Genomic DNA, 25,883 nt, shown 5'->3' with positions numbered 1-25,883 from the left:
GACTCTGGGTAACCCATGGGTTACCCAGAGTCCTGTTCCTACCGCTGCCGCTGGCGCCACCTCCGTGCGCGACCAGAGCTTCCGCATCCGGACTCAGCGCGACTGCCCCGAGGCGCATCGACCGCTTGCACCTGCGAGCAGAAGACCTCCTCGCCAACCGGCACCCTTGTCCGCCAATGCGCGCGCGACCCCATTCGGGCTGGACAAGCAAAAGGCCGGTAACCCATGGGTTACCGGCCTCTCGTGCCCTTTGTTTTCAGGTCGGGTTACCTCCCCCCGCCTCCGTAACCCATGGGTTACCCGTCGCGCAGCGCGGCCTCGAAGGCTTCCACCGCGCGCTGCAGGCGCTTGCGGTCCACCGACGAGAAATCGATCTCCGACAGGATCCGGCACTCGCCCTTGCGCGCGGTGACCTTCGACAGCCCGACATGGAACTCGTACTTCACGCTGCGCTGGCGCGGCGTGTCCTGCGACTTCGCCTCGGCGCGTTCCGCGCTTTGCACGAATTTCTTCAGAACCTCGGCCTGCTCCTCGACCGAGCTCACCGTCGACAGCACGCTGCGCAGCGCCCCTGCCCGTTCCGGTGCCGCCTGAAGTTTGCGCGCCACGTCGACACCGAGGTTGCGCGACACGGATTTCGGATACGGCAGCGCTTCTTCGAGCTGTTCGAGCAGGTAGACGAAGCTGCGGATGTAGGAGCGCTTCATCTTGTGCAGCGACGCGTAGATGCGGCCGACGAGTTCCTCGGCGCCCATCCCGTCGAGCCCGGCGTCCTGCGCCGCGGTGATCGCCACCTGCGCCATCTCGGCGAAGCTCAGGTCCTCACGGATCACGTTCTCTTCGACCATGTCGATATAGAGGTCGATACGCGTGCCCGCCTCTTCCGCCACACGCGCCACCGCCTTGGCAAAGCGCGCGTCACCGGTTTCGGTGAGAAGCTGCTCCAGCGCGGTGATCCGGCGCCAGCCTTTCTTCAGCTGGTAGCCGGTCTCGGTGCGGTAGACCTCGATCGGCTCCTTCTGCCCGCGCTCGCGGATCGAGGCCTTGAGCTCCTCCATCTCGTCCGAGGTCGCCACCCCGCTGAGGTCGAGCCGGTCGCGCGGCAGATCATCGGTGCGGATGTCCTCGAGCGGGATCGCGACCAGCACGCGGCCCTCTTCCTGGGCCAGGCGAAACGCCTTGGCGTCGGTGGCGTTCTGGCGCCGCTGCTCGACGAGGTTCTCGGTGCTCTCGGTCATGCTGCTTGCCGCCTCGCGCACCGCGGCGCCCATCGGGCCCACGTCGCGGCGGCGCGGTTTCACCTGTGCAGGCTCGATCGGACCAAAACCGAACTTGTTCTTGCTGCTCATGCCTCAACCTCTTCCTTCGCGCCTTTCGCTTCCCACGCGCGCAGCACCACTTCCTTGAACTCGTCGTAGGCGGCATCGAAACTCTGCCGTGCCCGTTTCCAGGTCTCGCGGGTCATCTGCCGGTAGTCCTGCTCGTAGACCGACTGCTGGAAGCGACCGGACTGTTCGACCGCGCGGGTCATCTCGATCGCGTGCTTGCAGACGTCGGCGCCGAAGACATTGCGGAAGGCATCCATCATCGCGACGTGCAGCGGGTTGGACTGTTCGAAGCGGGTCATCAGCAGCCGCACGTCCTCGAACCGCTTGGGCAGGCGGATGCCCGCATCCTCGGCGACCTTGGCGAAGCCGTCCGAGATATCCTCGAGCGCATCGCCGAGCTGGCCGAGGAAGCTGGTGGTGGAGTCATATTCCCAGTAGCCGGGGCCCGAGGGGATATAGAGGATGTCCGCCGCGAAGGCCGCGTTCAGCGACTGGTAGCCGATGGCCGGCGGGCAGTCGAAGATAATGAGGTCGTATTGATCCTCGGGCAGCTCGTCGAGGTAGCGCGACACGCAGCCGAAGAAGCTCCAGGCCTTGTGCATGGCGCGGTACTGCGCCGAGGCGAACTCGACGAAGGCGGCGTTGGCACAGGAGGGGATGATGTCGATGGTCGGCCAGGCGGTCTTCTGGATGAAGTCCTGGATGCGCTGCGCGCCGATCGACTGCACATCCTCGGGCAGCTCGTCGGCGGTGGGGTAGGGGCAGTCGGCCGGGTCATCGTAGGCCGCGGCGATCCGGTCCGCCTCGCGGCAGAGGTCGCGGCACATGATGCCCCAGACGGTGTTCCACTCCTTCACCTCGGTCAGCCCCATTGAGTGGGTCATCGTGGCCTGCGGGTCGAAGTCGATCACCAGGACGCGGTAGCCGTCGAGCGCCGCGGCATTGGCGAGGTGCTGGGCCACAACGGTCTTGCCGACGCCGCCCTTGAAGTTCGACACCGCGACGCGCATGGCGCGGCCGGCCGGGCGGTGGGGCAGGAGCGACTTGCCGCGGAAACGCAGCCGGCGGCGCAGCTCGTTGATCTCCTGCAGCGAGAACCAGCGCTGGCGCCCGTCCTCCTCGACGGAGCCCTGCGGCAGCGAGGGATCGTCGGCCAGCTTCTTGCGCAGCGTGTCCGCGGGCACGTCGAACATGAAGTGGCTGATCTCCCAGATGGAGAAGGGCCGGAGGATCTTCTCTTCTGCCGGGGAGAAGGTCGCGCGCCGCACCGCAGCCTGCTGTGCGAGGCTGCGTTCGTTCATCGATTGAAGGTCGGAATGGTCTCTCATGAGCCTGCTCGTGTTTTCTGCTACTGTCCTTTCAATAACGCGAATGGCGGAAAGGGCAAAACCCAGAGTTTGCATTTCTCGTATTTCGGCGGAGATTTTCAGGATTACGGGATTTCTGCGGCACCCAAGGCACAGACTCGGTGACAGCTTTGGGGCCAAACCGGTGGATAAGGTGACAAACACCCCCTATATTGGTGTCACCATGCCTGTCACCCATTACCAAAGAACCGATTTTTTCCAAATAAATTTGGATAAGGGTTCCGGTCCCGCTTTTTTGTCCACATTGACAAACGACGGGAAAATCGAGCAGTGTCGAAGCCAACGGGGAATCGGCCAATGAAGCCGGTCCCAATTCGGCGGCAGAGCAGACGGACATGGACTTCAAACGATTTACGGGACCTCAGGCAGGTTCCCAGAAATATGACTTGTTGACGGCGTTGGCCCTTGCCGGGCTGAACGGATCACCGGGATTCCAGACCTCGATGCTGCGGCTCGTGGCCATCGTCACGGCCCGCTACAATTGGCGCAACGACGAGTTGACGGTGGGCCAGCGCGAGATGGCGCGGCTTTGGTCGGTTGATGAGCGCACGGTGAAACGCGAGATCAAGCGCCTGACGAAGTCCGAGATCCTCCTCCAGCTCAGGCCAGGCGTGCGGGGCAGGGTGGCCGCCTACCGGCTCAATTATTCCGAGGTTTACCGGCTTTCTGCGCCGCATTGGGACAACGTCGGCCCTGATTTCACCGCCCGCATGGAGGTGCAGCAGCCCGAGCCTGAGGCTACCGGCGAAAAGGTGGTCCGCGTCGACTTCGGCGCCCGTGCCGCGGAACCCGCGGCGGCCGCCGCAGCGACGCCCGACAGCGGCCCCTGGGCGCGCACCCTGTCGCGGCTGTCGCAGAGCGATCCCGGTCTGCACAGAAGCTGGTTCTCCGGGCTCGACTTCGACAGTTTCGAGCAGGGGCTGCTGCTGCTCCGGGCGCCTTCGGCCTTTGCCGCGCAATACGTTCTGACCCACCACCTCCGCCCGCTGCAGGGCATGGCGGCGCAGGAATTTCCCGGCTTGCGCCGGATCGAGATCACGGGCTGACCCTGCCGGTAGGCCGGCATGCCGCCTTCGTCTGGCCCCAAATATCCCGGGGGAGTCGTCGCGGAGGCGACGACGGGGGCAGAGCCCCCGGCTTTCCGTGCCCCACCCAAGCCCTCTATCCTCTTCCACCGAGTCGCGCCTGCCTTGGAAAAGCTCAAGCCGGGTGCGGCGTAACCCACTGATATCAGGTACCTCCGTGTCACCCGACCACAGCAAGCTTTACAATAGTAATAAAGTAATACTTAATATCCGAAGGACCTGAGGAGAGGTCTAAGGGAGGACACCATGAATATTCTGAAAAGCTTGCTCGCAAGCGCCGCTATCCTTGTGCCCGCTGTTGCCATGGCCGAGGGCGAGACCGTCGGCTTCAGCCAGATCGGCTCGGAATCCGGCTGGCGGGCCGCCGAGACAACGGTCACCAAGCAACAGGCCGAGGAGCGCGGCATTACCCTGAAGTTTGCCGACGCGCAGCAGAAGCAGGAGAACCAGATCAAGGCGATCCGCGGCTTTGTCGCGCAGGGCGTCGATGCGATCCTGCTGGCCCCCGTGGTCGCCACCGGCTGGGAGGAAGTGCTCGAAGAGGCCAAGGACGCCGACATTCCGGTCATCCTGCTCGACCGCAATATCGACGCGCCGGAGGATCTCTACATGACCGCCGTCACATCGGACCAGGTGCACGAGGGCATGGTGGCCGGCAACTGGCTGGTCGAGGCCGTGGGCGACGCCGAATGCCCGGTGGTCGAGCTGCAGGGCACCACCGGCTCGTCGCCCGCCATCTCGCGCAAGAAGGGCTTCGAGGAGGCCATCGCCGCGGCAGACAATATCAGCATCACCCGCAGCCAGACCGGCGATTTTACCCGGGCGCAGGGCAAGGTGGTGATGGAGAGCTTCCTCAAGTCCGAGGGCGGCGAGAACATCTGCGCGCTCTATGCGCATAACGATGACATGGCCGTTGGCGCGATCCAGGCGATCAAGGAAGCCGGGCTGAAGCCGGGCGAGGACATCAAGATCGTCTCCATCGACTCGGTGCCGGATATCCATCTGGCGATGAAGGCCGGCGAGGCCAATGCCACGGTGGAACTGACGCCGAACATGGCGGGCCCGGCCTTCGACGTGCTCGAGGCCTATTGGGCGGATGGCACCATGCCGCCGAAGTGGATCCAGACCGAGTCCAAGCTCTACACCAGCGATGACGACAACGCGGCCATTTACGAGAGCAAGAAGGATCTCGGATACTGACGCTGCGCGGCGGGGGCGATGCCCCTGCCAGACGCGCCTTCCGGAGGGGGTCCGGGAGGCGCACAACCCTGTTCCAGGGGAGGGAACTCGGGATGGCCATGCCAGAACCGGTGCTGCACGCGCGCGGCATCAGCAAATTCTTTCCGGGCGCCATCGCGCTCGATGACGTGGAGCTGGCGCTCTATCCCGGCGAGGTGCACGCGCTGCTGGGAGAGAATGGCGCGGGGAAATCCACGCTGATCAAGTGCCTGACGGGGGCCTACACCCGCGACGGCGGCACGATCGCGCTCTCGGGCGTCGAGATCGACCCGCGCGATCCGCTGGACAGCCAGGCGCTCGGCATCGGCACCGTCTACCAGGAGGTGAACCTTCTGCCGAACCTGACGGTGGCCGAGAACCTGTTTCTTGGCCGCCAGCCGATGCGCTGGGGCATGGTCGATCACCGGCGGATGAAGCGCGAGGCGCGCGAGGTGCTGCGCGACTACGGGCTCGACATTGACCCGGGACGGCTGCTCGACAGCTATTCCATCGCCATCCAGCAGATCGTCGCCATTGCCCGCGCCGTCGAACTTTCCGGCAAGGTGCTGATCCTCGACGAGCCCACCGCCAGCCTCGACCACGACGAGGTAAAGCTGCTGTTCTCGGTGATCGAGCGGCTGAAGGGCAGGGGGCTGGCCATCGTCTTCATCACCCATTTCCTCGATCAGGTTTTTGCCATCTCGGACCGCGCTACGATCCTGCGCAATGGCCGCGTCGTGGGCACCCGGCGGCTCGCCGACGTCAGCCAGACCGAGATCGTCACCCTGATGCTCGGTCGCCAGCTCGAGGCAGCGACGCACCATCGCGCCCATTCCGAGCCCGGCGAATTGCTGCTGTCGCTCAAGGGCTTCGGCAAGGGCGGCAGCATCGAGCCCTTCGACATGGAGATCCGCGAGGGCGAGGTGGTCGGCCTTGCCGGGCTGCTCGGCTCGGGCCGCAGCGAGACCGCGAATGTGGTCTTCGGCGTGGTCGCGGCGGATCAGGGCACGGCGGAGCTGCGGGGCAGGGGGCTGCGCATCACCAACCCGCGCGAGGCGATCCGCAACCGCTTTGCGCTCTGCCCCGAGGACCGCAAGACCGACGGCATCGTCGGCGACCTGTCGGTGCGCGAGAACATCATCCTGTCGCTGCAGGCGCGGCAGGGCTGGCATCGTCCCATTCCCCGCGCCAAGGCCGAGGAAATCGCCCAGCACTACGTCAAGGCGCTGGATATCCGGCTGGCTTCGCTCGACATGCCGATCCGGCTGCTGTCGGGCGGCAACCAGCAGAAGGCGCTGCTGGCGCGCTGGCTGGCGACAGAGCCCGAGCTGCTGATCCTCGACGAGCCGACCCGCGGTATCGACGTGGGGGCGCACGCCGAGATCATCGCGCTGATCGAGGACCTGCGCGAGAAGGGCATGGCGCTGATCGTCGCCTCCTCGGAGATGGAGGAGCTGGTGGCTTATTCCTCGCGCATCGTCGTGCTGCGCGACCGGCGGCAGGTGGGGGAACTGAGCGGGGCGGAGATTTCCACCAAGGCCATCGTCGAGGCCATCGCGGCGGAGGACGCGGCATGATGAAATCCACGCTCAAGCGGGTCATGCCGCAGATCATCATCCTCGCGCTGGTGCTGGCGGCCAACGTGCTGGTGTTCCCGGGCTTCTTCAACATCGAGTTTCAGCATGGGCGGCTTTTCGGCAACCTGATCGACGTGCTCAACCGCGGTGCGCCGACGGCGCTTCTGGCCACCGGCATGACGCTGGTCATTGCCACGCGGGGCATCGACCTCTCGGTCGGGGCCGTGATGGCCATCGCCGGGGCAGTCGCCGCCTCGGCCGTGGTGGGCGGCGCGCATTGGACGCTGGCGGTGCTCATGGCGCTGGCGGCGGGCGCGGCCTGCGGGCTGTGGAACGGGCTGCTGGTGGCGATCTTCCGCATCCAGCCGATCGTCGCCACGCTGGTGCTGATGGTCGCCGGGCGCGGCATTGCGCAGCTGCTGACCGAGGGCGCGATCCTGACCTTCAATGACCCCGGCCTGATCCGGCTGGGGGCCGGCACCATCGCCGCCGTCCCGACACCGATCTGGATCTGGATCGCCGTGGCCTGCGCCGTGGGCCTTGTGATCCGCCGCTCTGCGCTTGGCCTGCTGATCGAGGCGGTGGGGATCAACCAGACCTCCTCGCGCCTTGCCGGGATCAATGCGCGGGTGCTGCTGATCGCGGTCTACCTCGTCTCCGGGCTCTGCGCCGCGCTGGCGGGCGTCATCGTTGCCGCCGACATCAAGGGTGCGGATGCCAACAACGCCGGGCTCTGGATGGAGCTCGATGCGATCCTCGCCGTGGTCATCGGGGGCAACTCGCTGCTGGGCGGGCGGTTCTCGATCACCGCCTCCCTGCTGGGGGCGCTGATCATCCAGGGGGTGAATTCGCTGATCCTGCTCTCAGGCATGCCGGTGGAGTTCAACCTCGTCATCAAGGCGCTGATCATCATCGCCATCCTCGTCATCCAGAGCCCGCGCGTGCGCCACAGCCTCTACCTGCTGCGCGCCTCGACAGGGCCGGTGCTGCGGGAAAGGCCGAAGCCGGCCCCGCGGACCCCGCAAGAGGAGGGTCAGTCATGAGCCAGTCCACCAAGCTTCCGCTCTACATCACGCTCGCCACCTTCGTGTTGGCCTTCGTGCTCTGCGCCGCGCAATACCCGGCGATGGCCTCGACGCGGGTGGTCGCCAACCTGCTGACCGACAATGCCTTCCTTGGCATCACCGCGGTCGGCATGACCTTCGTGATCCTGTCCGGCGGCATCGACCTCTCGGTCGGATCGGTGATCGCCTTCACCGGGGTCTTCCTCGCAGTGATCCTGCGCGAGACCTCGATCCATCCGCTGGTGGCCTTTGCGCTGGTGCTGCTGATCACCACCGGCTTCGGCGCCGCCATGGGCGGGATCATCCACTACCTCGAGATGCCGCCCTTCATCGTCACCCTCGCGGGCATGTTCCTGATGCGCGGGTTGGCCTATGTGCTCTCGACCGAGTCCGTGCCGATCACCCATGAGTTCTACGACTGGCTGCAGTCGCTCTACTGGAAGGCGCCGGGCGGCGGGCGCTTCCGGCTGACCGGGGCGCTGATGCTGCTGACCTATGTCGCGGCGATGATCGTGCTGCACCGCACGCGCTTTGGCCAGAACGTCTATGCCATCGGCGGCTCGGCGCAGACCGCGCAGCTGATGGGCGTGCCGCGGGCCCGGACGACCATCGGAATCTACGCCGTTTCGGGCGGTCTGGCCGGGCTCGCGGGGATCGTCTACACGCTCTACACCTCGGCGGGCTACTCGCTGGCGACCGTCGGCGTCGAGCTCGACGCCATCGCCGCGGTGGTCATCGGGGGCACGCTGCTGACCGGTGGCAGCGGATTTGTCGCGGGCACTTTCTTTGGCATTCTCATCATGGGGCTGATACAGACGTATATCGTCTTCGACGGCACGCTTTCGAGCTGGTGGACGAAGATCGTGATCGGGGGCCTGCTCTTCGCCTTCATCATGCTGCAAAAGGGACTGGGTTGGGCAACGACGGCGCGCATAAGGCTTCTGACCGCATCAGACGCGCGATCATGACATTGACGGCGGGCGGCGGGTTTTCGGACCGCGCCCAGAGCCATACCACCCATGTGGTGGACCAGCTCGGGCTGGCCATCGTCGCGGGGGAATATCCCGAGCGCGCGATGATCCCGCTCGACCCGGACCTCGAAGAGATGTTCGGCGTCTCGCGCACGGTGATCCGCGAGGCGAAGAAGACGTTGATCGCCAAGGGCATGCTGGCCTCGAAGGCCAAGGTCGGCACGCGGGTGCAGCCCTCGTCCGAGTGGAACATGTTCGACCCCGACGTGCTGCGCTGGCATTCCGAACAGAAGACGCCCGGGCGCTTCGTCGCCGATCTGAACGAGATCCGGCTGATCATCGAGCCCGCTGCGGCGGCGCTGGTGGCCGAGCGGGCGGGGCCCGCGGAACACGCGAAGCTCGAGGCGAGCTGTGAGGCGCTGGCGCATGCGGGCAGCCGCACCGCCTTTGCCATGGCGGATCTGGAGTTCCACAAGCTGATCCTGCAGCTCTCGGACAACCGCTTCCTGCAGTCGCTGGGCGATCTGGTGCAGGCGGCGCTCTACTCGCAGCTCATCGCCGAGGCCGAGGAGGCGCGGGATCCGGGCGATCTCGCCCGCAGCGTCGAAAAGCACCGCGCCATCGTCGATGCGATCCGTGCCGGGGTGCCGGAGCGCGCGCGCCTTTGTATGGAAAAGGTGGTGAAGGATGCGCCCGCCGGCGGGGTGCGCCGGGCGGGTTGAATTCCGGTGAGAAATATTCCCGAAGCCGGGAATACCGTCAGAAACTGCGGATACTTTCCTGCACCATCCCCAGAAGCCGGTCGGCGGCTTTTGAGATGTGTCGCCCGCGCGCCTGGATGATCAGGTAGGGCTCCACGGTCAGCAGCCGGTTCAACTGCAGCCGCCGCAGCTCGGCCGAGACCGGCGGCTCGAGCATGAGGTCGATGACCTCCTGCGACATGGGCGCGACGGCATCGGAATCCTTCAGCAGCGCGATGATTGCCAGCAGCGAGGAGGTGGTGATCACGTCCGGCGGGGCGGTCATCCCCTCGTCGTGGAAGGCGGTCTCGATGGCGGCTCGGATCGGCGCGCCGCGCTGTTGCAGGATCCAGCGCGTGCCGTGCAGGTCGGCGATGGCGACCGGTCTGCGCCCGAGCATCGGATGCCCCTCACGCACCAGAAGCTGCACGATCTCGTCCCGGGCCGGTTCGAGGATGAAGTCGCGCTCGTTGACCTGCGGCGGCAGCCGGGCGAGGGCGAAATCGAGCTCGCCGCGCTCCAGCGCCTGTACCAGCGCCACCGAGGGCGCGACCTCGATCGAGACGTCGACGGAGCTGGACAGCGTCTTCAGCCGCTGCACCTGCGGCACCAGTTGGCCGAGCGCCGGGCCGGTCACCGCCCCGACCCGCACCGTGCCGCCAAGCCCGGAATGCAGGTCGTCGAAATCCTCGGCCATGCGCCGCAGGTCGTGCTCGATCCGCCGCGCGTGCTGGGCGAGCAGCGCGCCGGTGGGCGTCGGCTCCATCCCCTTGGGCGTGCGCTGGAAAAGCCGCGCGCCGATGGCGCGTTCAAGCTCGGAGAGCATCCGCGAGGCACCGGGCTGGGTCATACGGCAGGCGGTGGCCGCCACCTGCAGTTGCCCGTGTTCGGCAATCGCCGCGATCAGGCGGACCTGCGCGGGGCGCAGGTTTCTCAGCAGCTCGGACATATCACATACCAATTCAGTTATGCGGATAACGAATATTGGTATTTGTTCGGTATGTCACCATTAAGTAGGACTTTTGACGTCCCCAACGGGGACCAGCGGGGTGCGGGAGACGCCCCCTTCAACGGGAGGATACCGATGAAACTCAAGAAACTCGCGGGTGCGCTCGCGGTAAGCCTTGTTGCGCTTTCCAGCGCGGCCTTCGCCCAGGACAAGGGCACCGTGGGCATCGCCATGCCGACCAAGAGCTCGGCGCGCTGGATCGACGACGGCAACAACATGGTCAAGCAGCTGGAAGAAGCCGGCTACGCGACCGACCTGCAATACGCAGAAGACGACATTCCCAACCAGCTCGCGCAGATCGAGAACATGGTGACCAAGGGCGTCGACGTGCTGGTGATCGCCGCCATCGACGGCACCACCCTGTCGAACGCGCTGGCCAATGCCGCCGCTTCGGGCGTGCGCATCGTCGCCTATGACCGGCTGATCCGCGACAGCGGCGACGTCGACTATTACGCCACCTTCGACAACTTCAAGGTCGGCGTGCAGCAGGCAACCTCGCTGGTCGAGGGCCTCGAGGAGCGCTTCCCCGACAGCAAGCCGTGGAACGTGGAGCTCTTCGGCGGTTCGCCGGACGACAACAACGCCTACTTCTTCTACAACGGTGCCATGTCGGTGCTGCAGCCGCTGATCGACAGCGGCGACATCGTCATCCAGTCCGGCCAGATGGGCATGGACAAGGTCGGCACGCTGCGCTGGGACGGCGCGGTCGCTCAGGCGCGCATGGATAACATCCTGTCGGCCAACTACACCGACAAGGAAGTCCACGGCGTGCTCGCGCCCTACGATGGCCTGTCCATCGGCATCCTGTCTTCGCTCAAGGGCGTCGGCTACGGCTCGGGCGATCTGAAGATGCCGATCGTCACCGGCCAGGACGCCGAGGTGCAGTCGGTGAAGTCGATCCTCGCCGGCGAGCAATACTCGACCATCTTCAAGGACACCCGTGAACTCGCCCGCGTCACCGTCGGCATGGTCAACGCGGTGATGGAAGGCTCCGAGCCCGAGATCAACGACACCGAGACCTACGACAACGGCGTGAAGGTCGTCCCGTCCTACCTGCTCGAGCCCGTCCCGGTGGACGCCTCGAACTGGGAAGAGGTGCTGGTCGGCTCCGGTTACTACACCGAAGACCAGATCAAGTAAGCGATCCTCCCGAGCGCCCCATTTGCTCCCGGGGCGCTGAATTGGGGGAGGCCCATGGGCCTCCCCCGACCCTCACTTCATACAAGGCAGGTACGGGTCATGACTCTTCTGCTCGAGATGCGCGGCATCACCAAGGAATTCCCTGGGGTGAAAGCGCTCGACCAGGTGAACCTCCAGGTCCGCGAGGGCGAGATCCACGCGATCTGCGGCGAGAACGGTGCCGGAAAATCGACCCTGATGAAGGTGCTTTCCGGGGTCTACCCCGTGGGCAGCTACGACGGGGAAATCCACTACGATGGCGGGCTCGCCGAGTTCAGGACGCTGCGCGACAGCGAGGACAAGGGCATCGTCATCATCCACCAGGAACTGGCGCTGGTGCCGCAGCTCTCGATCGCCGAGAATATCTTCCTGGGCAACGAGCGGCAGGCCGGCGGCGTGATCCAGTGGCAGGAAACCTTCCGCCGCACCGAGGAACTGCTGGCCAAGGTCGGCCTGCGCGATGCGCCGGGCACGCTGGTCGACAGCATCGGCGTTGGCAAGCAGCAGCTCGTGGAGATCGCCAAGGCGCTTTCCAAGGATGTGAAGCTGCTGATCCTCGACGAGCCGACGGCGGCGCTGCAGGAGAACGACAGCCGCAAGCTGCTCGACCTGATGCTGGAGCTGAAGGCGCAGGGCGTGACCTGCATCATCATCTCGCACAAGCTCAACGAGGTGCGCTATGTCGCCGACACGGTCACTGTGATCCGCGACGGCATGGCAGTGTCCGAACTTGATGCCTCGCAGGGCCTCTCGGAAGATCAGATCGTGCGGGACATGGTGGGCCGCGACATGTCGCAGCGCTACCCGGACCGCGAGCGCCGCGCCGGCGAGGTGGTGATGGCGGTGAAGGACTGGAACGTCTGGCACCCCGAGCATGCCGAGCGCCAGGTTATCAAGAACATCAATTTCAACGTCCGTGCGGGCGAGGTCGTCGGAATTGCCGGCGTCATGGGCTCGGGCCGCACCGAGCTGGCCATGTCGATCTTTGGCCAGAGCTGGGGACGGAACATCTCGGGCGAAGTGTCGCTGCACGGCACGCCGATCGACGTGTCGAAGGTGGACCGGGCGATCGCGAACGGCCTCGCCTATGTCACCGAGGACCGCAAATCTCTGGGGCTGATCCTCGACGAGAGCATTCGCTTTAACACCACGCTGTCGAACCTTGGCGGTGTTTCGGACAAGGGCGTGCTGAATGAGGCCGAGGAGACCGAGGTCGCAGAGCGCTACCGCAAGGCGCTTGCCACGCGCACGCCCACGGTGATGCAGCAGGTCGGCAACCTATCGGGCGGCAACCAGCAGAAGGTGGTTCTGGCCAAGTGGCTGTTCACCGAGCCCGAGGTGCTGATCCTCGACGAGCCCACGCGCGGCATCGACGTCGGCGCGAAATACGAAATCTATTCGATCATCAACGAGCTGTCCGCCGAAGGCAAAGCCGTTGTGATGATCTCGTCGGAGATGCCCGAACTGCTGGGCATGTGCGACCGCATCTATGTCATGAACGAAGGCGCTTTCGTCGGGGAACTCTCCGCCGAGGAAGCCAGCCAGGAGCGCATCATGTCGCTCATCGTCAGCGAGTGAGAGGGGAGGGGACATGTCCACTCAAACGGCAGAAACCGCAGGGCAGTCCGAAGGCCAGGGCCTGAAGCACTACCTGCGCAACCACATGCGCGAATACGGCCTGCTGTTCGCGCTCATCGCCATCATGGTGTTCTTCCAGGCGGTGACCGGCGGCACGCTGATGCGCCCGGTGAACATCACCAACCTGTTCCTGCAGAACAGCTACATCATCATCATGGCGCTGGGGATGCTCATCGTCATCGTCTCGGGCAATATCGACCTGTCGGTCGGCTCGGTGCTCGGCTTCATCGGCGCGCTGGCGGCGGTGATGATCGTGCACTGGGGCTGGCCCGTGCCCCTGACCATTCTCGCCTGTCTCGTCGTCGGCGGGCTGATCGGCGCGGCGCAGGGTTACTGGGTGGCCTATTGGTCGATCCCGTCCTTCATCGTGACGCTGGCCGGCATGCTGGTGTTCCGCGGCGCCTCTCTGTGGCTGCTGCAGGGGCAGTCGGTGGGGCCGTTCCCGCCGGGCTTCCAGATGCTGTCGACCGGCTTCGTGCCCGACCTCTTCCCGCGCGAGATGACCGCCGGGCTGGCCGAAATCGCCGGATCGCGCAACTTCAACCTGCTGGCCATGGGCGTCGGCATCATCGCCGCCGTCGCCATCGTCTGGCTCGGCCTGCGCGAGCGGGCGCGGGACAAGGCCTATGGCATCGAGGGCGAGCCCGCGAACTTCTTCTGGGTGCGCAATGCCATCGTCTGCGGCGCGCTGCTCTTCCTGACCTTCAAGATCGCCACCTTCCGCGGCCTGCCCAACGTGCTGGTCACCATGGGCGTGCTGATTATCATATACGCCTTTATCACCCAGAAGACGGTGATCGGTCGCCGCATCTACGCGCTTGGCGGCAACCGCAAGGCGGCCAAGCTCTCGGGTATCAAGACCGAGCGTCTGACCTTCCTCGCCTTCGTCAACATGGGCGTTCTGGCGGCGCTGGCGGGTCTGGTCTTCGCCGCGCGCCTCAACACCGCGACCCCCAAGGCCGGCTTCGGCATGGAGCTCGACGTGATCGCGGCGGTGTTCATCGGCGGCGCCTCGATGGCGGGCGGTTCGGGCAAGATCGTCGGCGCGGTGGTCGGCGCCTTCATCATGGGCGTGATGAACAACGGCATGTCGATCATGGGCATCGGCATCGACTACCAGCAGATGATCAAGGGTCTGGTGCTGCTCGCCGCCGTGATCTTCGACGTCTACAACAAATCGAAACAGGGCTGAGCCGCGCGCTCAGCCCCCAATACCAAGCCGCTCTGGAGGCACCCATGTCCGTCAAGGATTTCACCCCCGCCCCCTGGCCGCGCAAGCTGCGCTCGACCCATTGGTACTCGGGCAACTCGCGCGACACGATCTACCACCGCGGCTGGCTGAAGAACCAGGGCTACCCGCACGACCTGTTCGACGGGCGCCCGATCATCGGCATCCTCAACACCTGGTCCGATCTCACCCCCTGCAACGGCCACCTGCGCGAGCTGGCGGAAAAGGTGAAGGCGGGCGTCTGGGAAGCCGGCGGCTTCCCGGTCGAGGTGCCGGTGTTTTCGGCCTCGGAAAACACCTTCCGCCCTACGGCGATGATGTTCCGCAACCTCGCGGCGCTGGCCATCGAGGAGACCATCCGCGGCCAGCCGATCGACGGCGCGGTGCTGATGGTCGGCTGCGACAAGACCACGCCCTCGCTGATGATGGCCGCCGCCTCCTGCGACGTGCCCTCGATCGTCGTGACCGGCGGGCCGATGCTGAACGGCTATTTCCAGGGCGAGCGCGTCGGTTCCGGTACGCATCTGTGGAAGTTCTCGGAGATGGTGAAGGCCGGAGAGATGACGCAGGAGGAGTTCCTCGAGGCGGAGCAGTCCATGTCCCGCTCCTCCGGCACCTGCAACACCATGGGCACGGCGTCGTCGATGGCGTCGATGGCCGAGGCGCTCGGCATGGCGCTCTCGGGCAATGCCGCGATCCCGGCAGTGGACAGCCGCCGCCGCGTGATGGCGCAGCTCTCGGGCCGACGCATCGTACAGATGGTGAAAGACGACCTTAAGCCGTCGGATATTCTGACCAAGGAAGCCTTCGAGAACGCCATCCGCACCAATGGCGCCATCGGTGGCTCGACCAATGCGGTGATCCACATGCTGGCGTTGGCGGGCCGGGTCGGCATCGACCTGACGCTCGACGACTGGGACCGCTGCGGCCGCGACGTGGCGACCATCGTCAACCTGATGCCCTCGGGCAAATACCTGATGGAGGAGTTCTTCTACGCCGGTGGCCTGCCGGTGGTGCTCAAGCGCCTTGGCGAGAGCGGCCAGCTGCACAAGGACGCGCTGACGGTCTCGGGGCAGAGCATCTGGGATGAGGTCAAAGACGTAGTGAACCACAACGAGGACGTCATCCTGCCGCTCGAGAAGGCGCTGACACAGCAGGGCGGCATCGCCGTGCTGCGTGGCAACCTCGCGCCCAAGGGCGCGGTGCTGAAGCCCTCGGCGGCCTCGGAGCACCTGCTGAAGCACAAGGGCCGCGCCGTCGTCTTCGAGGACATCGACGACTACAAGGCCAAGATCAACGACGAGGCGCTCGACATCGACGAGACCTGCATCATGGTGCTGAAGAACTGCGGGCCCAAGGGCTACCCGGGCATGGCCGAGGTCGGCAACATGGGCCTGCCGCCGAAGGTGCTGAAGAAGGGCATCACCGACATGATCCGCATCTCCGACGCGCGCATGTCGGGCACCGCCTACGGCACGGTGATCCTGCACACCTCGCCCGAGGCAGCGGCGGGCGGGCCGCTGGCGGTGGTGAAGGACGGCGACATGATCGAGCTCGACGTGGAGAGCCGCCGCCTGCACCTCGACATTCCCGACGAGGAGCTGGCCGCGCGTCTCGCCGCCTGGAAGCCGACGCATGACCTGCCGGGCAGCGGCTACGCCTGGCTGCACCAGAGCCACGTCGAGGGCGCCGATACCGGCGCCGACCTCGACTTCCTCAAGGGCTGCCGCGGCAACGACGTGGGCAAGGACAGCCACTGATGGAGGTCTTCGACGCCCGGACCTGCGCGCTTGGCGAGGGGGTGCTCTGGCACCCCCTTCGCGAGGAGCTGTTCTGGTTCGACATCACCGGCAGGCGGCTGCTGTCGCACCATCCGGCCACGGGGCATACCCGCGCCGTTCCGCTGACCGAGATGTGCTCGGCGGCGGCCTGGATCGACCGCGACCGGCTTCTGGTGGCCTCGGAGACCGGGCTGTGGACCTATGACGTGACCACGGGCGTCTTTGCGCATCTCGTGGATCTCGAGAAGGACAAGGCCGTGACCCGCTCGAACGACGGGCGGGCGGATCCCTGGGGCGGTTTCTGGATCGGCACAATGGGCAAGAGCGCCGAGCCGCACGCGGGGGCGATCTACCGTCATCACGGAGGCGAACTGCGCACCATCGTCGACGGGATCACCATCCCGAACGCACTCTGCTTCGACCAGGCGCGCGGCTGCGGCTACTTCGCCGACACCGACGCGCGGCTGCTGTTCCGGGTGGCGTTGGATGGCTCGGGTTGGCCCACCGCCGCGCCGGAGGTCTTCGTCGACTTCAGCCACGCCGGGCTCAGCCCCGACGGCGCGGTGACGGATGCGGCGGGCACGCTCTGGGTGGCGCTCTGGGGAGAGGGCGCGGTGATCGAGATCGCCCCCGACGGCAGCCTCGGCCCGCGCCACGAGATGGATGCCCCGCACAGCACCTGCCCGGCCTTTGGCGGGCCGGATTTCACCACGCTCTATTGCACCACCGCGACGCAGGGCCTTGGCCCCGACGCTCTGGCCGAGGCGCCGCGCTCCGGCGCGGTCTTCGCCGAACTCGGCGCAGGGCAGGGCAAGGCGGAGCCCGCCTTCATACTCGACACGGGAGACGCCTGATGAGCGATCCGATCCAGCTTGGCCTCGTCGGCCTCGGCACCATTGCGCGCAACCAGCACTTGCCCTCGCTCGAGGACGTGCCGGCGCTGCAACTGGCCGCCATCGCCAGCCGTCACGCCGGGCATGAGACGCTGCCCTCCTACCACGATGTGGGCGAGATGCTGGCCAAGGCGCCGGGCCTGCAGGCCATTTCGCTCTGCACCCCGCCGCAGGGGCGCTTCGCGCAGGCGGTGGCGGCGATCAACGCCGGAAAGCACGTGATGCTGGAAAAGCCGCCGGGGGCGAGCGTGTCGGAGGTCGAGGGGCTGGCGCGTCTGGCGCGGGAGAAGGGCGTGACGCTCTTTGCCACCTGGCATTCGCGCGAGGCGGCGGCGGTCGAGGACGCGCGGGAATTGCTGGCAGGAGCCAAGATCAAGCGCGCGACGATCACCTGGAAGGAAGATGTGCGCCATTGGCACCCGGGGCAGGAATGGATCTGGCAGCCGGGCGGACTCGGCGTGTTCGATCCGGGGATCAACGCGCTGTCGATCCTCACCCGCATCCTGCCCGAGCCGGTGCACCCGGTGGCGGCACACCTCGAAGTGCCGGAAAACAAGCAGGCCCCCATCGCCGCGAAGCTCGAGATGGAAACCGCCTCCGGCGCGCCCGTCGGCGCCGAGTTCGACTGGCGCCAGACCGGCCCGCAGACCTGGGACATCCTCGTCGAGACCGACGGTCCCGAGGTGCTGCTGCGCGAGGGCGGGGCGAAGCTCTTTGTCGGCGGCGAGGCGCGGATCTCGGCGGAGGACCGCGAGTACCGCCGACTTTACGCCCGCTTCGCAGAGCTGATCGCGGCGGGCGAGTCCGACGTCGACCTGGCGCCGCTGCAACTGGTGGCCGACGCCTTCCTGCTGGGCGCCCAGTCCCGCGTCGAGGCCTTCCATGACGATCCCTGAGCGCCACCCCTTCGGCCACGTGCGCTCGAGCACGCCGGTCGAGCGCATCGCGCTGCGCGCGGGCGAGGTGAGCGCCGAGGTGCTCACCTACGGGGCCACGCTGCAATCGCTGCGGGTGCCGGACCGCGAGGGCCGGGTGGATGACATCGTGCTCGGCTTCGACGATCTGCAGGGCTATCTCGACCATCGCATGTTCTTCGGCGCCTCGGTGGGGCGCGTGGCGAACCGCATCGCGGGCGGGCGCTTCGCCCTCGACGGGCGCGACTACCAATTGGCGCAGAACGAGGGCGAGACCACGCTGCACGGCGGGCCCGACGGGTTCGACCGGCGCAACTGGGCGGTGTCCGAACTGGGAGACTGCTCGGTGACGCTCGAGATGGTCAGCCATGCGGGAGATCAGGGCTTTCCCGGCACGCTGACCGCGCGCGCCATCTACGCGTTGCGCGAGACCCCGGCGGGACCCTGTCTCAGCATCACTTACGAGGCCGAGGCCGAGGCGCCGACGCTGGTGTCGATGACCAATCACAGCTTCTTTGCGCTGGCCGGTCTCTCGGCGCTGCCGACCCGCCCGCGCTCGGCGCTCGAGTACCGCCTGAAGGTGCCCGCGTCGCGCTACCTGACGGTGGACGCGCAGCTCATCCCCAGCGGCGTCGCGCCGGTCGGCGCCAGCCCCTTCGACTTCCGCGAGGGGCGGCAGCCGCTGACCGCGGTGCGCTCCGGCGCGCTCGGTGGGTACGACCATTGCCTCTGCCTCGATCCCGGCGAGATCGAGCTGCATGACGCGACCAGCGGGCGGCTGATGCGGATGACCACCAACCTGCCGGGGCTTCAGGTCTACACCGGCAACTTCCTCGACGGCTCGGTGCCGGGCAAGGGCGGTTTTGCCGCCCGCAAGCACGACGCCATCTGCCTCGAGCCGCAAATCTGGCCCGATGCGATCAACATGCCCGAGAGCTGGGGGGCGCAGAGCCCGGTGCTGCGCCCGGGCGAGATCCGCCGCGCCGAGATGAGCTTCACCTTCGGCATCCGCTGAAAGGCGGCGAGGGCCTCTCGCTAAACCCGCGCCACCTGTGCCATGCTCGCGCCGGGAGGCGCCCCCGCGGGGGCGAAGACCGCGCTCGGCATCTGCTTGACCCCACGGGACACGCGGTGTCTATGTCGCGCGAAGCTTTTGGAGGAGCTGGACAAATGAACTTTCTTGGCAAGGCCGCGCTGGCGGCTGGGCTTGCATTGCTGGCAGCGGTGCCGGCGCAGGCGGAAACCCGGGTGACGCTGAAGGCGGCGAAGTCGGGCTCCTCCTACTATCAGATGAGCGTGCAGATCGCCGAGGCGATGAAGGCGGGCACCGACGGCGGCGTGATCGTCACCGTCGAGGAAAGCCAGGGCAGCCAGCAGAACGTGATGGAAGTGCGCGCCCGCGGCGGCGACTACGTCTTCACCTCGCCGCCGGCGCTGGTCGCGGCCGCGCAGGGCGGCAAGGGGGCCTTCGAGGGCAAGGAAAACCCCGCCTTCGGCGAGATCCGCGCGCTCTTCCCGCTGCCGTCGCTGACCATGCATTTCGTCATGTCCAACGACAGCGGCGTCACCGACTTCGCCGGGATGGAAGGTAAGAACATCTTGCTCGGCAAGGGCAGCTTCGGCGCCTCCGAGGGCGAGAAATACCTCGGTCTCTTCGGCCTCGACGGCAAGGTGAAGATCGCCGACGTCGAGCTGTCGAACGCCGTGCCGGCGCTGAAGAACGGCCAGATCGACGGTTTCGTCACCGCCGGCAGCTTCCCGGCGCCGAACGTTGTCGAGGCTGCGGCTTCGACCGATGTGACCGTGCTCTCGCTGAGCGACGAACAGGTTGCCGATACCGGCCGCGCCAAGCTGGTGATCCCGGCGGGCACCTATGCCGGTCAGGACGCGGACATCACCACCACCTCGCTGCCGGTTGTCGCCTACACCACCACGAAGATGGACGTGGACACCGCCTACCAGCTCACCAAGACCTTCTGGGAAGAGAAGGCGCGGATGGGCGAGGAGTCCCCCTGGTGGACCGGCGTCGACCCGGCGCTGCTGGAGAACGTTCGTGGCAAGCTGCACCCCGGTGCCGTGCGCTACTACGAAGAGGCGGGCATTGCGCTGAGCGACGCTCAGAAGTAAGTCCGGACTAAATTATTCAAGGCGGGCCGGGCAGATGTGTCCGGCCCGACCGCTTTTGAGACGAAGGGCAGGCAGGACATGGCTCTGGAGACGCAATTGCCGCGCGCGGCATGGCAGCGGGCGGTGTGGATCGGGCTGGCGGCGCTGGTGGTGGTCTATCACCTCGGGCTGGTCTTCTCGGGGCTCGTGCCCAACCTCGTCAGCCGACCCTTGCACATGGCAACGGCCCTGCCCTGGGTCTTCCTCTTCGGGGCCAAGGGCCGGTGGCAGATGATCTCTGGCGCCGTGCTGACCGTGCTGGGCGTCGGCGCGGCGGGCTGGATCGCGCTGAACCACGAGATGCTCGGCGATCAGTACGGTTTCCTGGAAAGCAATTTCCAGATCGGCGTCGCCGTGGTGCTGCTGGTCTGCGTGATCGAGGCGGCGCGGTGCGCCATCGGCTGGCCGCTGCCGCTGGTGGCGGTGCTTTCGCTGGCCTACGCGCTCTTCGGCCAGCACATCCCCGGTGAATTCGGCCACGCGGGCACGCCGATCCAGAGCTTCCTCGGCACGATGACCATCGCCGAGGGCGGGCTCTGGGGCTCGCTGACCGCGGTTTCGGTGGGCGTGGTGTCGATCTTCGTGATCTTCGGCGCGGTGCTGAACGCCGGCGAGGCAGGGCAGGGCTTCATGAACGTCGCGGCGGCCGCGGCGGGGCGCCTGACCGGCGGCGCGGCCAAGGTCTCGGTGCTCTCCTCGGCGCTCTTCGGTTCGATCTCCGGCTCGGCCAGCGCCAACGTTGCCTCGACGGGCGCGATCACCCTGCCGGCGATGACCCGGCTCGGCTATCCCAAGCGGCTGGCCGCAGGCGTCGAGGCCGTGGCCTCCTCGGGCGGGCAGATCATGCCGCCGCTGATGGGGGCGGGGGCCTTCGTCATGGTCGAGCTGACCGGCACGCCCTACACGCAGATCATGGGCGCGGCGATCCTGCCGGCGATCCTCTATTTCTGGGCGGTCTGGGTCGGCATCAACGCCTATGCCTCGCGCTACGAGCTCAAGGGCATCGCCGCCGAGGACCGGCCGGCGAAACGCGACGTGGTGATCACCTCGCTGTTCTTCCTCGTGCCCTTCACCGTGCTGATGATCGGCATGTTCGGCGTCGGCTACACGCCGCAATACGCCGCCTGCCTCGCGATCCTTGCCGGGGCCGCGCTGCTGCTGACCAACGGCAGGCTCACCTTCGATGCCCGCCAGACCGCCGAGCGCGTCACCGAGGCGCTGGTCAACGCCGCCAAGCAGGTGGCGATGATCGCCTCGATCATCCTCTGCGCCTCGATCGTCATCGGGGTGCTGGCGGTCACCGGGCTCGGGGTGAAGATCACCTCGCTGATCCTGTCGGGCTCGGGCGGGCTGCTCTGGCCGTCGCTGATCCTCACCGCGCTGGCCTGCCTCGTGCTGGGCATGGAGGTGCCGACCACCGCGGCCTATGTGATCTGTGTTTCGGTCGCGGGCCCGGCGCTGACCCAGCTCGGCCTCGAGCCGCTGCAGGCGCATATGTTCGTCTTCTGGTTCGCGCTGCTGTCGACGATCACCCCGCCGGTCTGCGGCGCCGTGTTCATCGCGGCCGGGATGATCGGCGAGAACTGGGTGAAGGTGGCCGGATCGGCGATGGCGCTGGGGATCGGGCTCTACATCATCCCGCTCGGCATGGTCGCCAACCCCGGCGTGCTCGAGCTGACCAGCTCTCCGGCGCTGGCGCTCTTTGCCTTTGTCCGCATCGGGCTGGGGCTGGCACTGGTCTCCTACGGGTTGATCGGGCGCCGCGCGGCGCCGCTGCGGGGGCTGCTCATCGCCGCGGGGCTCGGGGTGGTGTTCGGCGGAATATTGCTGCAACCATTTCTTTAGGAGAGGGACCAAAATTCGCGCTGGTCTTTGTTGCAATCCCGTGGTCACATCTTTGCGGGATACGCAGACAAAGATGTGAGTGGGATGGGTTCGACACGCTACGCGAAGCTGTTGATCGACACCGCGGATGCCCTCGCCGGTGCCCGTGGGGCGCAGGAGGCATGGGACGCGGTGGTAAATGTCGGTCGTGGGATCGGCGCCAAGGATCTCAACTGCGGGGCGATCATGCGCGATTCGCGCGAGCTGGCTTGGCTGCGCAGCTCCATGGACCCGCGCTGGCTGCGACAGTACCAGCAGGCCCGCTTCTACGAGATCGACAGCGTTCTGGCCGCGTGCAAGGCCGGTGTGCCGAGCCAGTTCGTCGACATTCCGCACAAGCTCCGGACCATCCGGGACAGGCGGAGCCGCGACATGTTCGGCTGCCTGATGGATTTCGGGTTCCGCTACTTCCTGACCCAGACATGGGTTGTCGGAGAGACCGAGCGGACGATCGTTCTGGGATGCGAGGACGACCCGGTGGATCTTTATGGTCCGGGCACGGGTCGCGCCTTTCGGGCGGTCTCGGCGATGCTCAATGACGCGATCCTGCCGCCCGGTGACCAGATGGCGCAGGAATGGGCCTGCGAGTCGCCATGGGCCCAGCTCAGCCCGCGCGAGCGGGACGTGCTGAGCTACCTCGCCCATGGGCTGCGGCTGAATGAGGTCGCCGAGCGCTTCACCATCACCGAGGAAGAGGCGGCGCGTCACCTGCTCAGCGCCTGCCGGACGCTGGGCGTGGCTGCGCCCGAACAGGCCCTGTCGTTGGCCATGGCGCGCGGCGTGCTGTCGCTCTGATCGACTGGGGCGGGGCAGGGAGACCCGCCGCCGCCCGCCGATCAGCGTCCCTTGATCTGCACCGTGAAGCTTGTCTGCGCCCCTGCCGGGGGCGCGGGGAAGGGCGAGGCGCTGCGCACGACACGCAGGGCGGCCTGATCCAGCGCCGCAGAGCCCGAGCTGCGCGCTACGGAGGCCGCTGCCAGACTGCCACTCCCGGACACCCGGAAGGCGACGACGGCTGCGCCGCGCGCGTTCACCCGCGGCCGCGGCACGCGCGAGAGCTTGCGCATCACCTGTCCGGGATAGTTGCTCGCCGCGGCATTGCCGGCCTCCCTGGCCTGGCCGCCGCTGCCGGCGGTGGCGGAGCTGCCTCCGGCCCGGCCCGTGGCCGCCCCGGCGGTGGCGTTGCGCTCGGCATTGCCCTGCGGACGCGCGGCCTGCTGGCGCGGCTCGGGTTTCGCCTCCGGCGTACGCCGGGGTTGCGGGTCGGGCTCCCGTGCGCGCTGCGCGACGTCGGGCGTGCGCAGCTTCGGACGCGCAGATTGCTCCGGCGCGGCCTCGGTGACCTCCTCCGGCTCGGGCTCCTGCTCTTCGGCTTCGATCGTCTCGGGGTCCGGCGCCTCGGCGGTGAGGGTCTCCGGTTCCGGTTGCACGGGCTCGGCCACGTCCGGATCGGGCTGGTCCACCGTCTCGGGCGGCTGCGCTTCCAGAACCTCCGGTTCCGGCTGCTCCTCGGGTTGGACCTGCTCGGTCGGGGCGACGGGCAGCACCGGCTCGGCATCCAGCGCAGGGACGACGGGCAGGGCGGCGGTCAGCTCGGGCAGCGGCTCGGCCTCTGCGGGTACCGCCGGGGCGACGGGTTGCGGGGTCACGGGCCGGGCCTGCTCGACCTGCTGCGGCTGGATCGGCTCCCGCTGGTCGGGCTGCACCGTCTCGGCGGTCTCCTCGACCGGGTCGGCGCTGATCGTGCCCATGGCCATGTCGGCGAAATCGGTCCCGAGGGCGAGGTCGGTGCCGCCCGCCATGCCCTCCATCTCGGCCTGCATGGTCGGTGGCATCACCGCCAGAAGCGCGCCGCCATGGGCGGAAATCGCCAGCACCGCGGCGGCGAGTTTCACCTTGCGCGAGGATGCGATCATTCCAGCCCCCTTTCGGTGACGATCATCACCTTCTCGGCCCCGGCGGCGCGCAGCGCGCGACCGATCTCCACCAGCTTGGCGGCCGGCAGTTCGCGATCCGGCACGATGCGGGCGAGGCTCATCGCCTCGTCACCGAGCGCCTCGAGAAAGTCTTCCGGCGCATCGATTGCCTCGCCGCGCACGGACATGGAACCATCGGCGTTGACCACCAGCGCGTCTGCCGGGGCGGCGCCCTCGAGATCGGCGGTGTGCACGAGGTTCAGCGTCGGATCGAGCGGCCGAGCGACGGTGCCCGCGACGAGGAAGAAGACCAGCATGAGGAAGACGATGTTGATCAGCGCGATCGTCGGTTCGCGCTCGGTTTTCTGTTTCCTGCGGCGCATCACGAGGCTCCCAGAACCGTGGCGCGGAAGCCGCTGACGCCGCGCAGGGCGACCAGCAGATCCGTCAGCCGTTGCGCGCTGACCTCGCCGCGCAGCGCCACGATGAGTGGCTGCGATGCGTCCTCCTCGGCGGCGTCGCCTCGGGTCTCGGCGAGCTTGGCCGGCAGCTCCTCGAGGGTCACCTCGGCGCCGTTGAGGCGGATCGTCTCGGGTGCGAGCTGCAGGAACAGCGGGCGGGTGTCCGAGGCGGTGGCCCCGGAGCTGGCGGCGGCCAGCTCGACCTCGGCAAAGCGGGTGAAGGTCGAGGTCAGCATGAAGAAGAGCAGCAGCAGGAAGATCACGTCGATGAGCGAGGTCATCGACAGCCTCCGCCGCCGGCGGATCTTACGCATGGCGTGCGGCACCCTCGGCCCGCAGCGCCTCGGCACCGGTGCCGGTGGGCGACAGGATGGTGTGCACGGCGCGCTCGGCCAGCACCCGCTCGGATTCCATGCGCGCCTCGAACCAGCTCAGGATCACCGCGGTGGGCATGGCGACGACGAGGCCGACGGCGGTGGTCAGCAGCGCCACCCAGATGCCGCCCGCGAGGATCGACGGATCGACCTGGCTGCCCGCGTCCTGCAACGACTGGAAGGCCGAGATCATGCCGAGCACCGTGCCGAAGAGGCCCAGCAGCGGCGCCAGCTGCGCCACGGAGTCGAGCAGGCGGAAGCCCTTTTCCAGCCGGGCGAAGCGGGTCTCTGCCTCGGCCTCGAGCCGCGCCGGGTCGGTCTGGCCGGACATGGCCATGTCGATCACCGGGCGCAGGTAGGAGCGCGAGCGGTTCAGCGCCTCGCGCGCGCCGGTGCGGTCGCCGCGGTCCCAGGCCTCAACTGCTTCGCGCAGCGCGGCGTGGCGGCCGACGCCGGAGGCGGTGAATTGCCAGAACTTGTAGAGCACCACCGCAAGCGTCAGCAGCGAGATGGCGACGAGCAGCAAAACCACCGGCCCGCCGAGGTCGGCGATGCGGCGGATGCCGTCCAGGATCATGTCGATCATCCGATCACCTCCACGTCGCCGCGCGACTTCAGCTCGAGTCCCTTGATGCAGAGATCCGAGTCCGCGCCGCCCGCTTCGCAGCGGTTGGCGCCATTGATGAGAATTTGTCCGAGCCCGTCGCAGCCGGTGCCCGGCACCACGAATTGCCGCACGCGGGGGCGGCCCGCGGGCAGGGCGCCGAAATCGAAGAGGGTCAGCCGGTCGACCTGCCCTTCGGTGTTCAGCAGCACGGTCTCGTAGACCGCCGCGTCGATGTCGGTGTCATGGCCGTTCTGGATGAGAAAGCTCAGCTGGCAGCCGGCTTCGACGCTCTTGGTGGTGTTCAGCTCGAGCGACAGCGCGCCGTCGGTATCGGCCTCCTGGGCGGCCAGCGGCAGCGGCAGCAGCGCAAGAAGCGGCAGGGTCATGCGGAGAATGCGCAAAACTAGGGTCTCCTGACTTTGGCTAGAAAGGCTTGCCCTCGGGTCTCCGGAGGCTGGCATGCACGGGGAGATGTGACTCCAT

General features: G+C 67.1%; 24 protein-coding genes. 16 read left to right on the top strand and 8 right to left on the bottom strand.

The window, feature by feature from the left end; translation table 11 throughout:
• Positions 1-296: 296 nt before the first annotated feature.
• Together LC039_RS17110 and LC039_RS17105 are read right to left on the bottom strand one after the other, a co-directional pair.
• A complete protein-coding gene (locus tag LC039_RS17110) occupies positions 297-1,349 on the bottom strand; it encodes a ParB/RepB/Spo0J family partition protein (protein ID WP_226626721.1) in 1,053 nt (350 codons plus the stop codon).
• A complete protein-coding gene (locus tag LC039_RS17105) occupies positions 1,346-2,656 on the bottom strand; it encodes an AAA family ATPase (RefSeq protein WP_226626719.1) in 1,311 nt (436 codons plus the stop codon). The genes LC039_RS17110 and LC039_RS17105 overlap by 4 nt, the downstream gene beginning before the upstream one ends.
• 428 nt (positions 2,657-3,084) lie before the next feature.
• Between LC039_RS17105 and LC039_RS17100 the strand changes: the two genes are divergently transcribed.
• The 6 genes from LC039_RS17100 (at position 3,085) to LC039_RS17075 (ending at position 9,332) form a co-directional block, all read left to right on the top strand.
• Entirely contained in the window at positions 3,085-3,741 is a 657-nt protein-coding gene (locus LC039_RS17100) for a hypothetical protein (protein ID WP_226626718.1), read from the top strand.
• Between the two features lie 285 nt (positions 3,742-4,026).
• Positions 4,027-4,980: a galactofuranose ABC transporter, galactofuranose-binding protein YtfQ gene (gene ytfQ / locus LC039_RS17095; RefSeq protein ID WP_264179591.1), complete on the top strand. Its 954-nt coding sequence runs from the start codon at positions 4,027-4,029 to the stop codon at positions 4,978-4,980.
• Between the two features lie 92 nt (positions 4,981-5,072).
• The gene (locus LC039_RS17090; RefSeq protein ID WP_226626716.1) at positions 5,073-6,575 is read left to right on the top strand and encodes a sugar ABC transporter ATP-binding protein; all 1,503 of its coding nucleotides are present in this window, start codon (positions 5,073-5,075) and stop codon (positions 6,573-6,575) included.
• Positions 6,575-7,618 carry an ABC transporter permease gene (locus LC039_RS17085; RefSeq protein ID WP_226626715.1) on the top strand — a complete coding sequence of 348 codons (1,044 nt, stop codon included), beginning with the start codon at positions 6,575-6,577 and terminating at the stop codon, positions 7,616-7,618. Before LC039_RS17090 ends, LC039_RS17085 begins: the two co-directional genes overlap by 1 nt.
• Positions 7,615-8,607: a galactofuranose ABC transporter, permease protein YjfF gene (gene yjfF, locus LC039_RS17080; RefSeq protein ID WP_226626712.1), complete on the top strand. Its 993-nt coding sequence runs from the start codon at positions 7,615-7,617 to the stop codon at positions 8,605-8,607. Before LC039_RS17085 ends, yjfF begins: the two co-directional genes overlap by 4 nt.
• Positions 8,604-9,332 (top strand): FadR/GntR family transcriptional regulator, encoded by a 729-nt coding sequence (locus tag LC039_RS17075; RefSeq protein ID WP_226626710.1) that lies wholly within the window; start codon positions 8,604-8,606, stop codon positions 9,330-9,332. Before yjfF ends, LC039_RS17075 begins: the two co-directional genes overlap by 4 nt.
• 37 nt (positions 9,333-9,369) lie before the next feature.
• Here the strand turns inward: LC039_RS17075 and LC039_RS17070 are convergent, their stop codons facing one another.
• Positions 9,370-10,299 (bottom strand): LysR family transcriptional regulator, encoded by a 930-nt coding sequence (locus LC039_RS17070; protein WP_226626708.1) that lies wholly within the window; start codon positions 10,297-10,299, stop codon positions 9,370-9,372.
• 135 nt (positions 10,300-10,434) lie between these two features.
• Here LC039_RS17070 and chvE point away from each other — a divergent pair, with 135 nt between their 5' ends.
• From chvE to LC039_RS17020, 10 genes are all read left to right on the top strand, one after another.
• Complete coding sequence (gene chvE / locus LC039_RS17065) at positions 10,435-11,499, top strand: multiple monosaccharide ABC transporter substrate-binding protein (RefSeq protein WP_226626705.1); 1,065 nt, start codon at positions 10,435-10,437, stop codon at positions 11,497-11,499.
• Positions 11,500-11,598: 99 nt separating this feature from the next.
• Positions 11,599-13,116: a multiple monosaccharide ABC transporter ATP-binding protein gene (gene mmsA, locus LC039_RS17060; protein WP_226626702.1), complete on the top strand. Its 1,518-nt coding sequence runs from the start codon at positions 11,599-11,601 to the stop codon at positions 13,114-13,116.
• A 13-nt stretch (positions 13,117-13,129) separates the two neighbouring features.
• Positions 13,130-14,368: a multiple monosaccharide ABC transporter permease gene (mmsB, locus tag LC039_RS17055; RefSeq protein ID WP_226626701.1), complete on the top strand. Its 1,239-nt coding sequence runs from the start codon at positions 13,130-13,132 to the stop codon at positions 14,366-14,368.
• A gap of 44 nt (positions 14,369-14,412) precedes the next feature.
• Positions 14,413-16,164, top strand: coding sequence for an L-arabinonate dehydratase (gene araD / locus LC039_RS17050; protein WP_226626699.1), 1,752 nt, complete (start codon positions 14,413-14,415; stop codon positions 16,162-16,164).
• On the top strand, positions 16,164-17,039 hold the full coding sequence (locus LC039_RS17045) for an SMP-30/gluconolactonase/LRE family protein (RefSeq protein WP_226626697.1): 876 nt from the start codon (positions 16,164-16,166) through the stop codon (positions 17,037-17,039). Before araD ends, LC039_RS17045 begins: the two co-directional genes overlap by 1 nt.
• Positions 17,039-17,974: a Gfo/Idh/MocA family protein gene (locus LC039_RS17040; protein ID WP_226626696.1), complete on the top strand. Its 936-nt coding sequence runs from the start codon at positions 17,039-17,041 to the stop codon at positions 17,972-17,974. The genes LC039_RS17045 and LC039_RS17040 overlap by 1 nt, the downstream gene beginning before the upstream one ends.
• Positions 17,961-19,007 carry an aldose epimerase family protein gene (locus tag LC039_RS17035; protein ID WP_226626694.1) on the top strand — a complete coding sequence of 349 codons (1,047 nt, stop codon included), beginning with the start codon at positions 17,961-17,963 and terminating at the stop codon, positions 19,005-19,007. Before LC039_RS17040 ends, LC039_RS17035 begins: the two co-directional genes overlap by 14 nt.
• 155 nt (positions 19,008-19,162) lie before the next feature.
• Positions 19,163-20,119 carry a TAXI family TRAP transporter solute-binding subunit gene (locus LC039_RS17030; protein WP_226626693.1) on the top strand — a complete coding sequence of 319 codons (957 nt, stop codon included), beginning with the start codon at positions 19,163-19,165 and terminating at the stop codon, positions 20,117-20,119.
• A 78-nt stretch (positions 20,120-20,197) separates the two neighbouring features.
• Positions 20,198-22,003 carry a TRAP transporter permease gene (locus LC039_RS17025; RefSeq protein ID WP_226626691.1) on the top strand — a complete coding sequence of 602 codons (1,806 nt, stop codon included), beginning with the start codon at positions 20,198-20,200 and terminating at the stop codon, positions 22,001-22,003.
• A gap of 84 nt (positions 22,004-22,087) precedes the next feature.
• Positions 22,088-22,837: an autoinducer binding domain-containing protein gene (locus tag LC039_RS17020; RefSeq protein WP_226626688.1), complete on the top strand. Its 750-nt coding sequence runs from the start codon at positions 22,088-22,090 to the stop codon at positions 22,835-22,837.
• A 41-nt stretch (positions 22,838-22,878) separates the two neighbouring features.
• Here the strand turns inward: LC039_RS17020 and LC039_RS17015 are convergent, their stop codons facing one another.
• Genes LC039_RS17015 through LC039_RS16995 form a run of 5 tightly spaced genes read right to left on the bottom strand, consistent with a single transcriptional unit; the run spans position 22,879 to position 25,786 of the window.
• The gene (locus LC039_RS17015) at positions 22,879-23,958 is read right to left on the bottom strand and encodes an energy transducer TonB (protein ID WP_226626686.1); all 1,080 of its coding nucleotides are present in this window, start codon (positions 23,956-23,958) and stop codon (positions 22,879-22,881) included.
• Positions 23,955-24,341, bottom strand: coding sequence for an ExbD/TolR family protein (locus LC039_RS17010; RefSeq protein ID WP_226626683.1), 387 nt, complete (start codon positions 24,339-24,341; stop codon positions 23,955-23,957). The genes LC039_RS17015 and LC039_RS17010 overlap by 4 nt, the downstream gene beginning before the upstream one ends.
• Positions 24,341-24,700: a biopolymer transporter ExbD gene (locus tag LC039_RS17005; protein ID WP_226626680.1), complete on the bottom strand. Its 360-nt coding sequence runs from the start codon at positions 24,698-24,700 to the stop codon at positions 24,341-24,343. Before LC039_RS17005 ends, LC039_RS17010 begins: the two co-directional genes overlap by 1 nt.
• Before the next feature lie 25 nt (positions 24,701-24,725).
• Positions 24,726-25,379: a MotA/TolQ/ExbB proton channel family protein gene (locus tag LC039_RS17000; RefSeq protein WP_226626678.1), complete on the bottom strand. Its 654-nt coding sequence runs from the start codon at positions 25,377-25,379 to the stop codon at positions 24,726-24,728.
• Complete coding sequence (locus LC039_RS16995; RefSeq protein ID WP_226626675.1) at positions 25,376-25,786, bottom strand: hypothetical protein; 411 nt, start codon at positions 25,784-25,786, stop codon at positions 25,376-25,378. Before LC039_RS16995 ends, LC039_RS17000 begins: the two co-directional genes overlap by 4 nt.
• Positions 25,787-25,883: the final 97 nt, after the last annotated feature.

It is taken from the genome of Alloyangia pacifica (genome assembly GCF_020524285.1).
In the GTDB taxonomy this organism is placed as follows: Bacteria; Pseudomonadota; Alphaproteobacteria; order Rhodobacterales; family Rhodobacteraceae; genus Salipiger; species Salipiger pacificus_B.
This window is presented reverse-complemented; position numbering and strand designations above follow the sequence as displayed.

Excerpts from the sequence above, each read along its gene's own strand:
- LC039_RS17040 (WP_226626696.1), top strand. The coding sequence starts at position 17,039 with ATGAGCGATCCGATCCAGCTTGGCCTCGTCGGCCTCGGCACCATTGCG.
- chvE (WP_226626705.1), top strand. The coding sequence starts at position 10,435 with ATGAAACTCAAGAAACTCGCGGGTGCGCTCGCGGTAAGCCTTGTTGCG.
- LC039_RS17020 (WP_226626688.1), top strand. The coding sequence starts at position 22,088 with ATGGGTTCGACACGCTACGCGAAGCTGTTGATCGACACCGCGGATGCC.
- LC039_RS17110 (WP_226626721.1), bottom strand. The coding sequence starts at position 1,349 with ATGAGCAGCAAGAACAAGTTCGGTTTTGGTCCGATCGAGCCTGCACAG.
- araD (WP_226626699.1), top strand. The coding sequence starts at position 14,413 with ATGTCCGTCAAGGATTTCACCCCCGCCCCCTGGCCGCGCAAGCTGCGC.
- LC039_RS17035 (WP_226626694.1), top strand. The coding sequence starts at position 17,961 with ATGACGATCCCTGAGCGCCACCCCTTCGGCCACGTGCGCTCGAGCACG.
- yjfF (WP_226626712.1), top strand. The coding sequence starts at position 7,615 with ATGAGCCAGTCCACCAAGCTTCCGCTCTACATCACGCTCGCCACCTTC.
- LC039_RS17070 (WP_226626708.1), bottom strand. The coding sequence starts at position 10,299 with ATGTCCGAGCTGCTGAGAAACCTGCGCCCCGCGCAGGTCCGCCTGATC.
- LC039_RS17025 (WP_226626691.1), top strand. The coding sequence starts at position 20,198 with ATGGCTCTGGAGACGCAATTGCCGCGCGCGGCATGGCAGCGGGCGGTG.
- LC039_RS17075 (WP_226626710.1), top strand. The coding sequence starts at position 8,604 with ATGACATTGACGGCGGGCGGCGGGTTTTCGGACCGCGCCCAGAGCCAT.
- ytfQ (WP_264179591.1), top strand. The coding sequence starts at position 4,027 with ATGAATATTCTGAAAAGCTTGCTCGCAAGCGCCGCTATCCTTGTGCCC.
- LC039_RS17030 (WP_226626693.1), top strand. The coding sequence starts at position 19,163 with ATGAACTTTCTTGGCAAGGCCGCGCTGGCGGCTGGGCTTGCATTGCTG.
- LC039_RS17045 (WP_226626697.1), top strand. The coding sequence starts at position 16,164 with ATGGAGGTCTTCGACGCCCGGACCTGCGCGCTTGGCGAGGGGGTGCTC.
- LC039_RS17005 (WP_226626680.1), bottom strand. The coding sequence starts at position 24,700 with ATGACCTCGCTCATCGACGTGATCTTCCTGCTGCTGCTCTTCTTCATG.
- mmsB (WP_226626701.1), top strand. The coding sequence starts at position 13,130 with ATGTCCACTCAAACGGCAGAAACCGCAGGGCAGTCCGAAGGCCAGGGC.
- LC039_RS17010 (WP_226626683.1), bottom strand. The coding sequence starts at position 24,341 with ATGCGCCGCAGGAAACAGAAAACCGAGCGCGAACCGACGATCGCGCTG.
- mmsA (WP_226626702.1), top strand. The coding sequence starts at position 11,599 with ATGACTCTTCTGCTCGAGATGCGCGGCATCACCAAGGAATTCCCTGGG.
- LC039_RS17090 (WP_226626716.1), top strand. The coding sequence starts at position 5,073 with ATGGCCATGCCAGAACCGGTGCTGCACGCGCGCGGCATCAGCAAATTC.
- LC039_RS17105 (WP_226626719.1), bottom strand. The coding sequence starts at position 2,656 with ATGAGAGACCATTCCGACCTTCAATCGATGAACGAACGCAGCCTCGCA.
- LC039_RS17085 (WP_226626715.1), top strand. The coding sequence starts at position 6,575 with ATGAAATCCACGCTCAAGCGGGTCATGCCGCAGATCATCATCCTCGCG.
- LC039_RS17015 (WP_226626686.1), bottom strand. The coding sequence starts at position 23,958 with ATGATCGCATCCTCGCGCAAGGTGAAACTCGCCGCCGCGGTGCTGGCG.
- LC039_RS17000 (WP_226626678.1), bottom strand. The coding sequence starts at position 25,379 with ATGATCGACATGATCCTGGACGGCATCCGCCGCATCGCCGACCTCGGC.
- LC039_RS16995 (WP_226626675.1), bottom strand. The coding sequence starts at position 25,786 with ATGACCCTGCCGCTTCTTGCGCTGCTGCCGCTGCCGCTGGCCGCCCAG.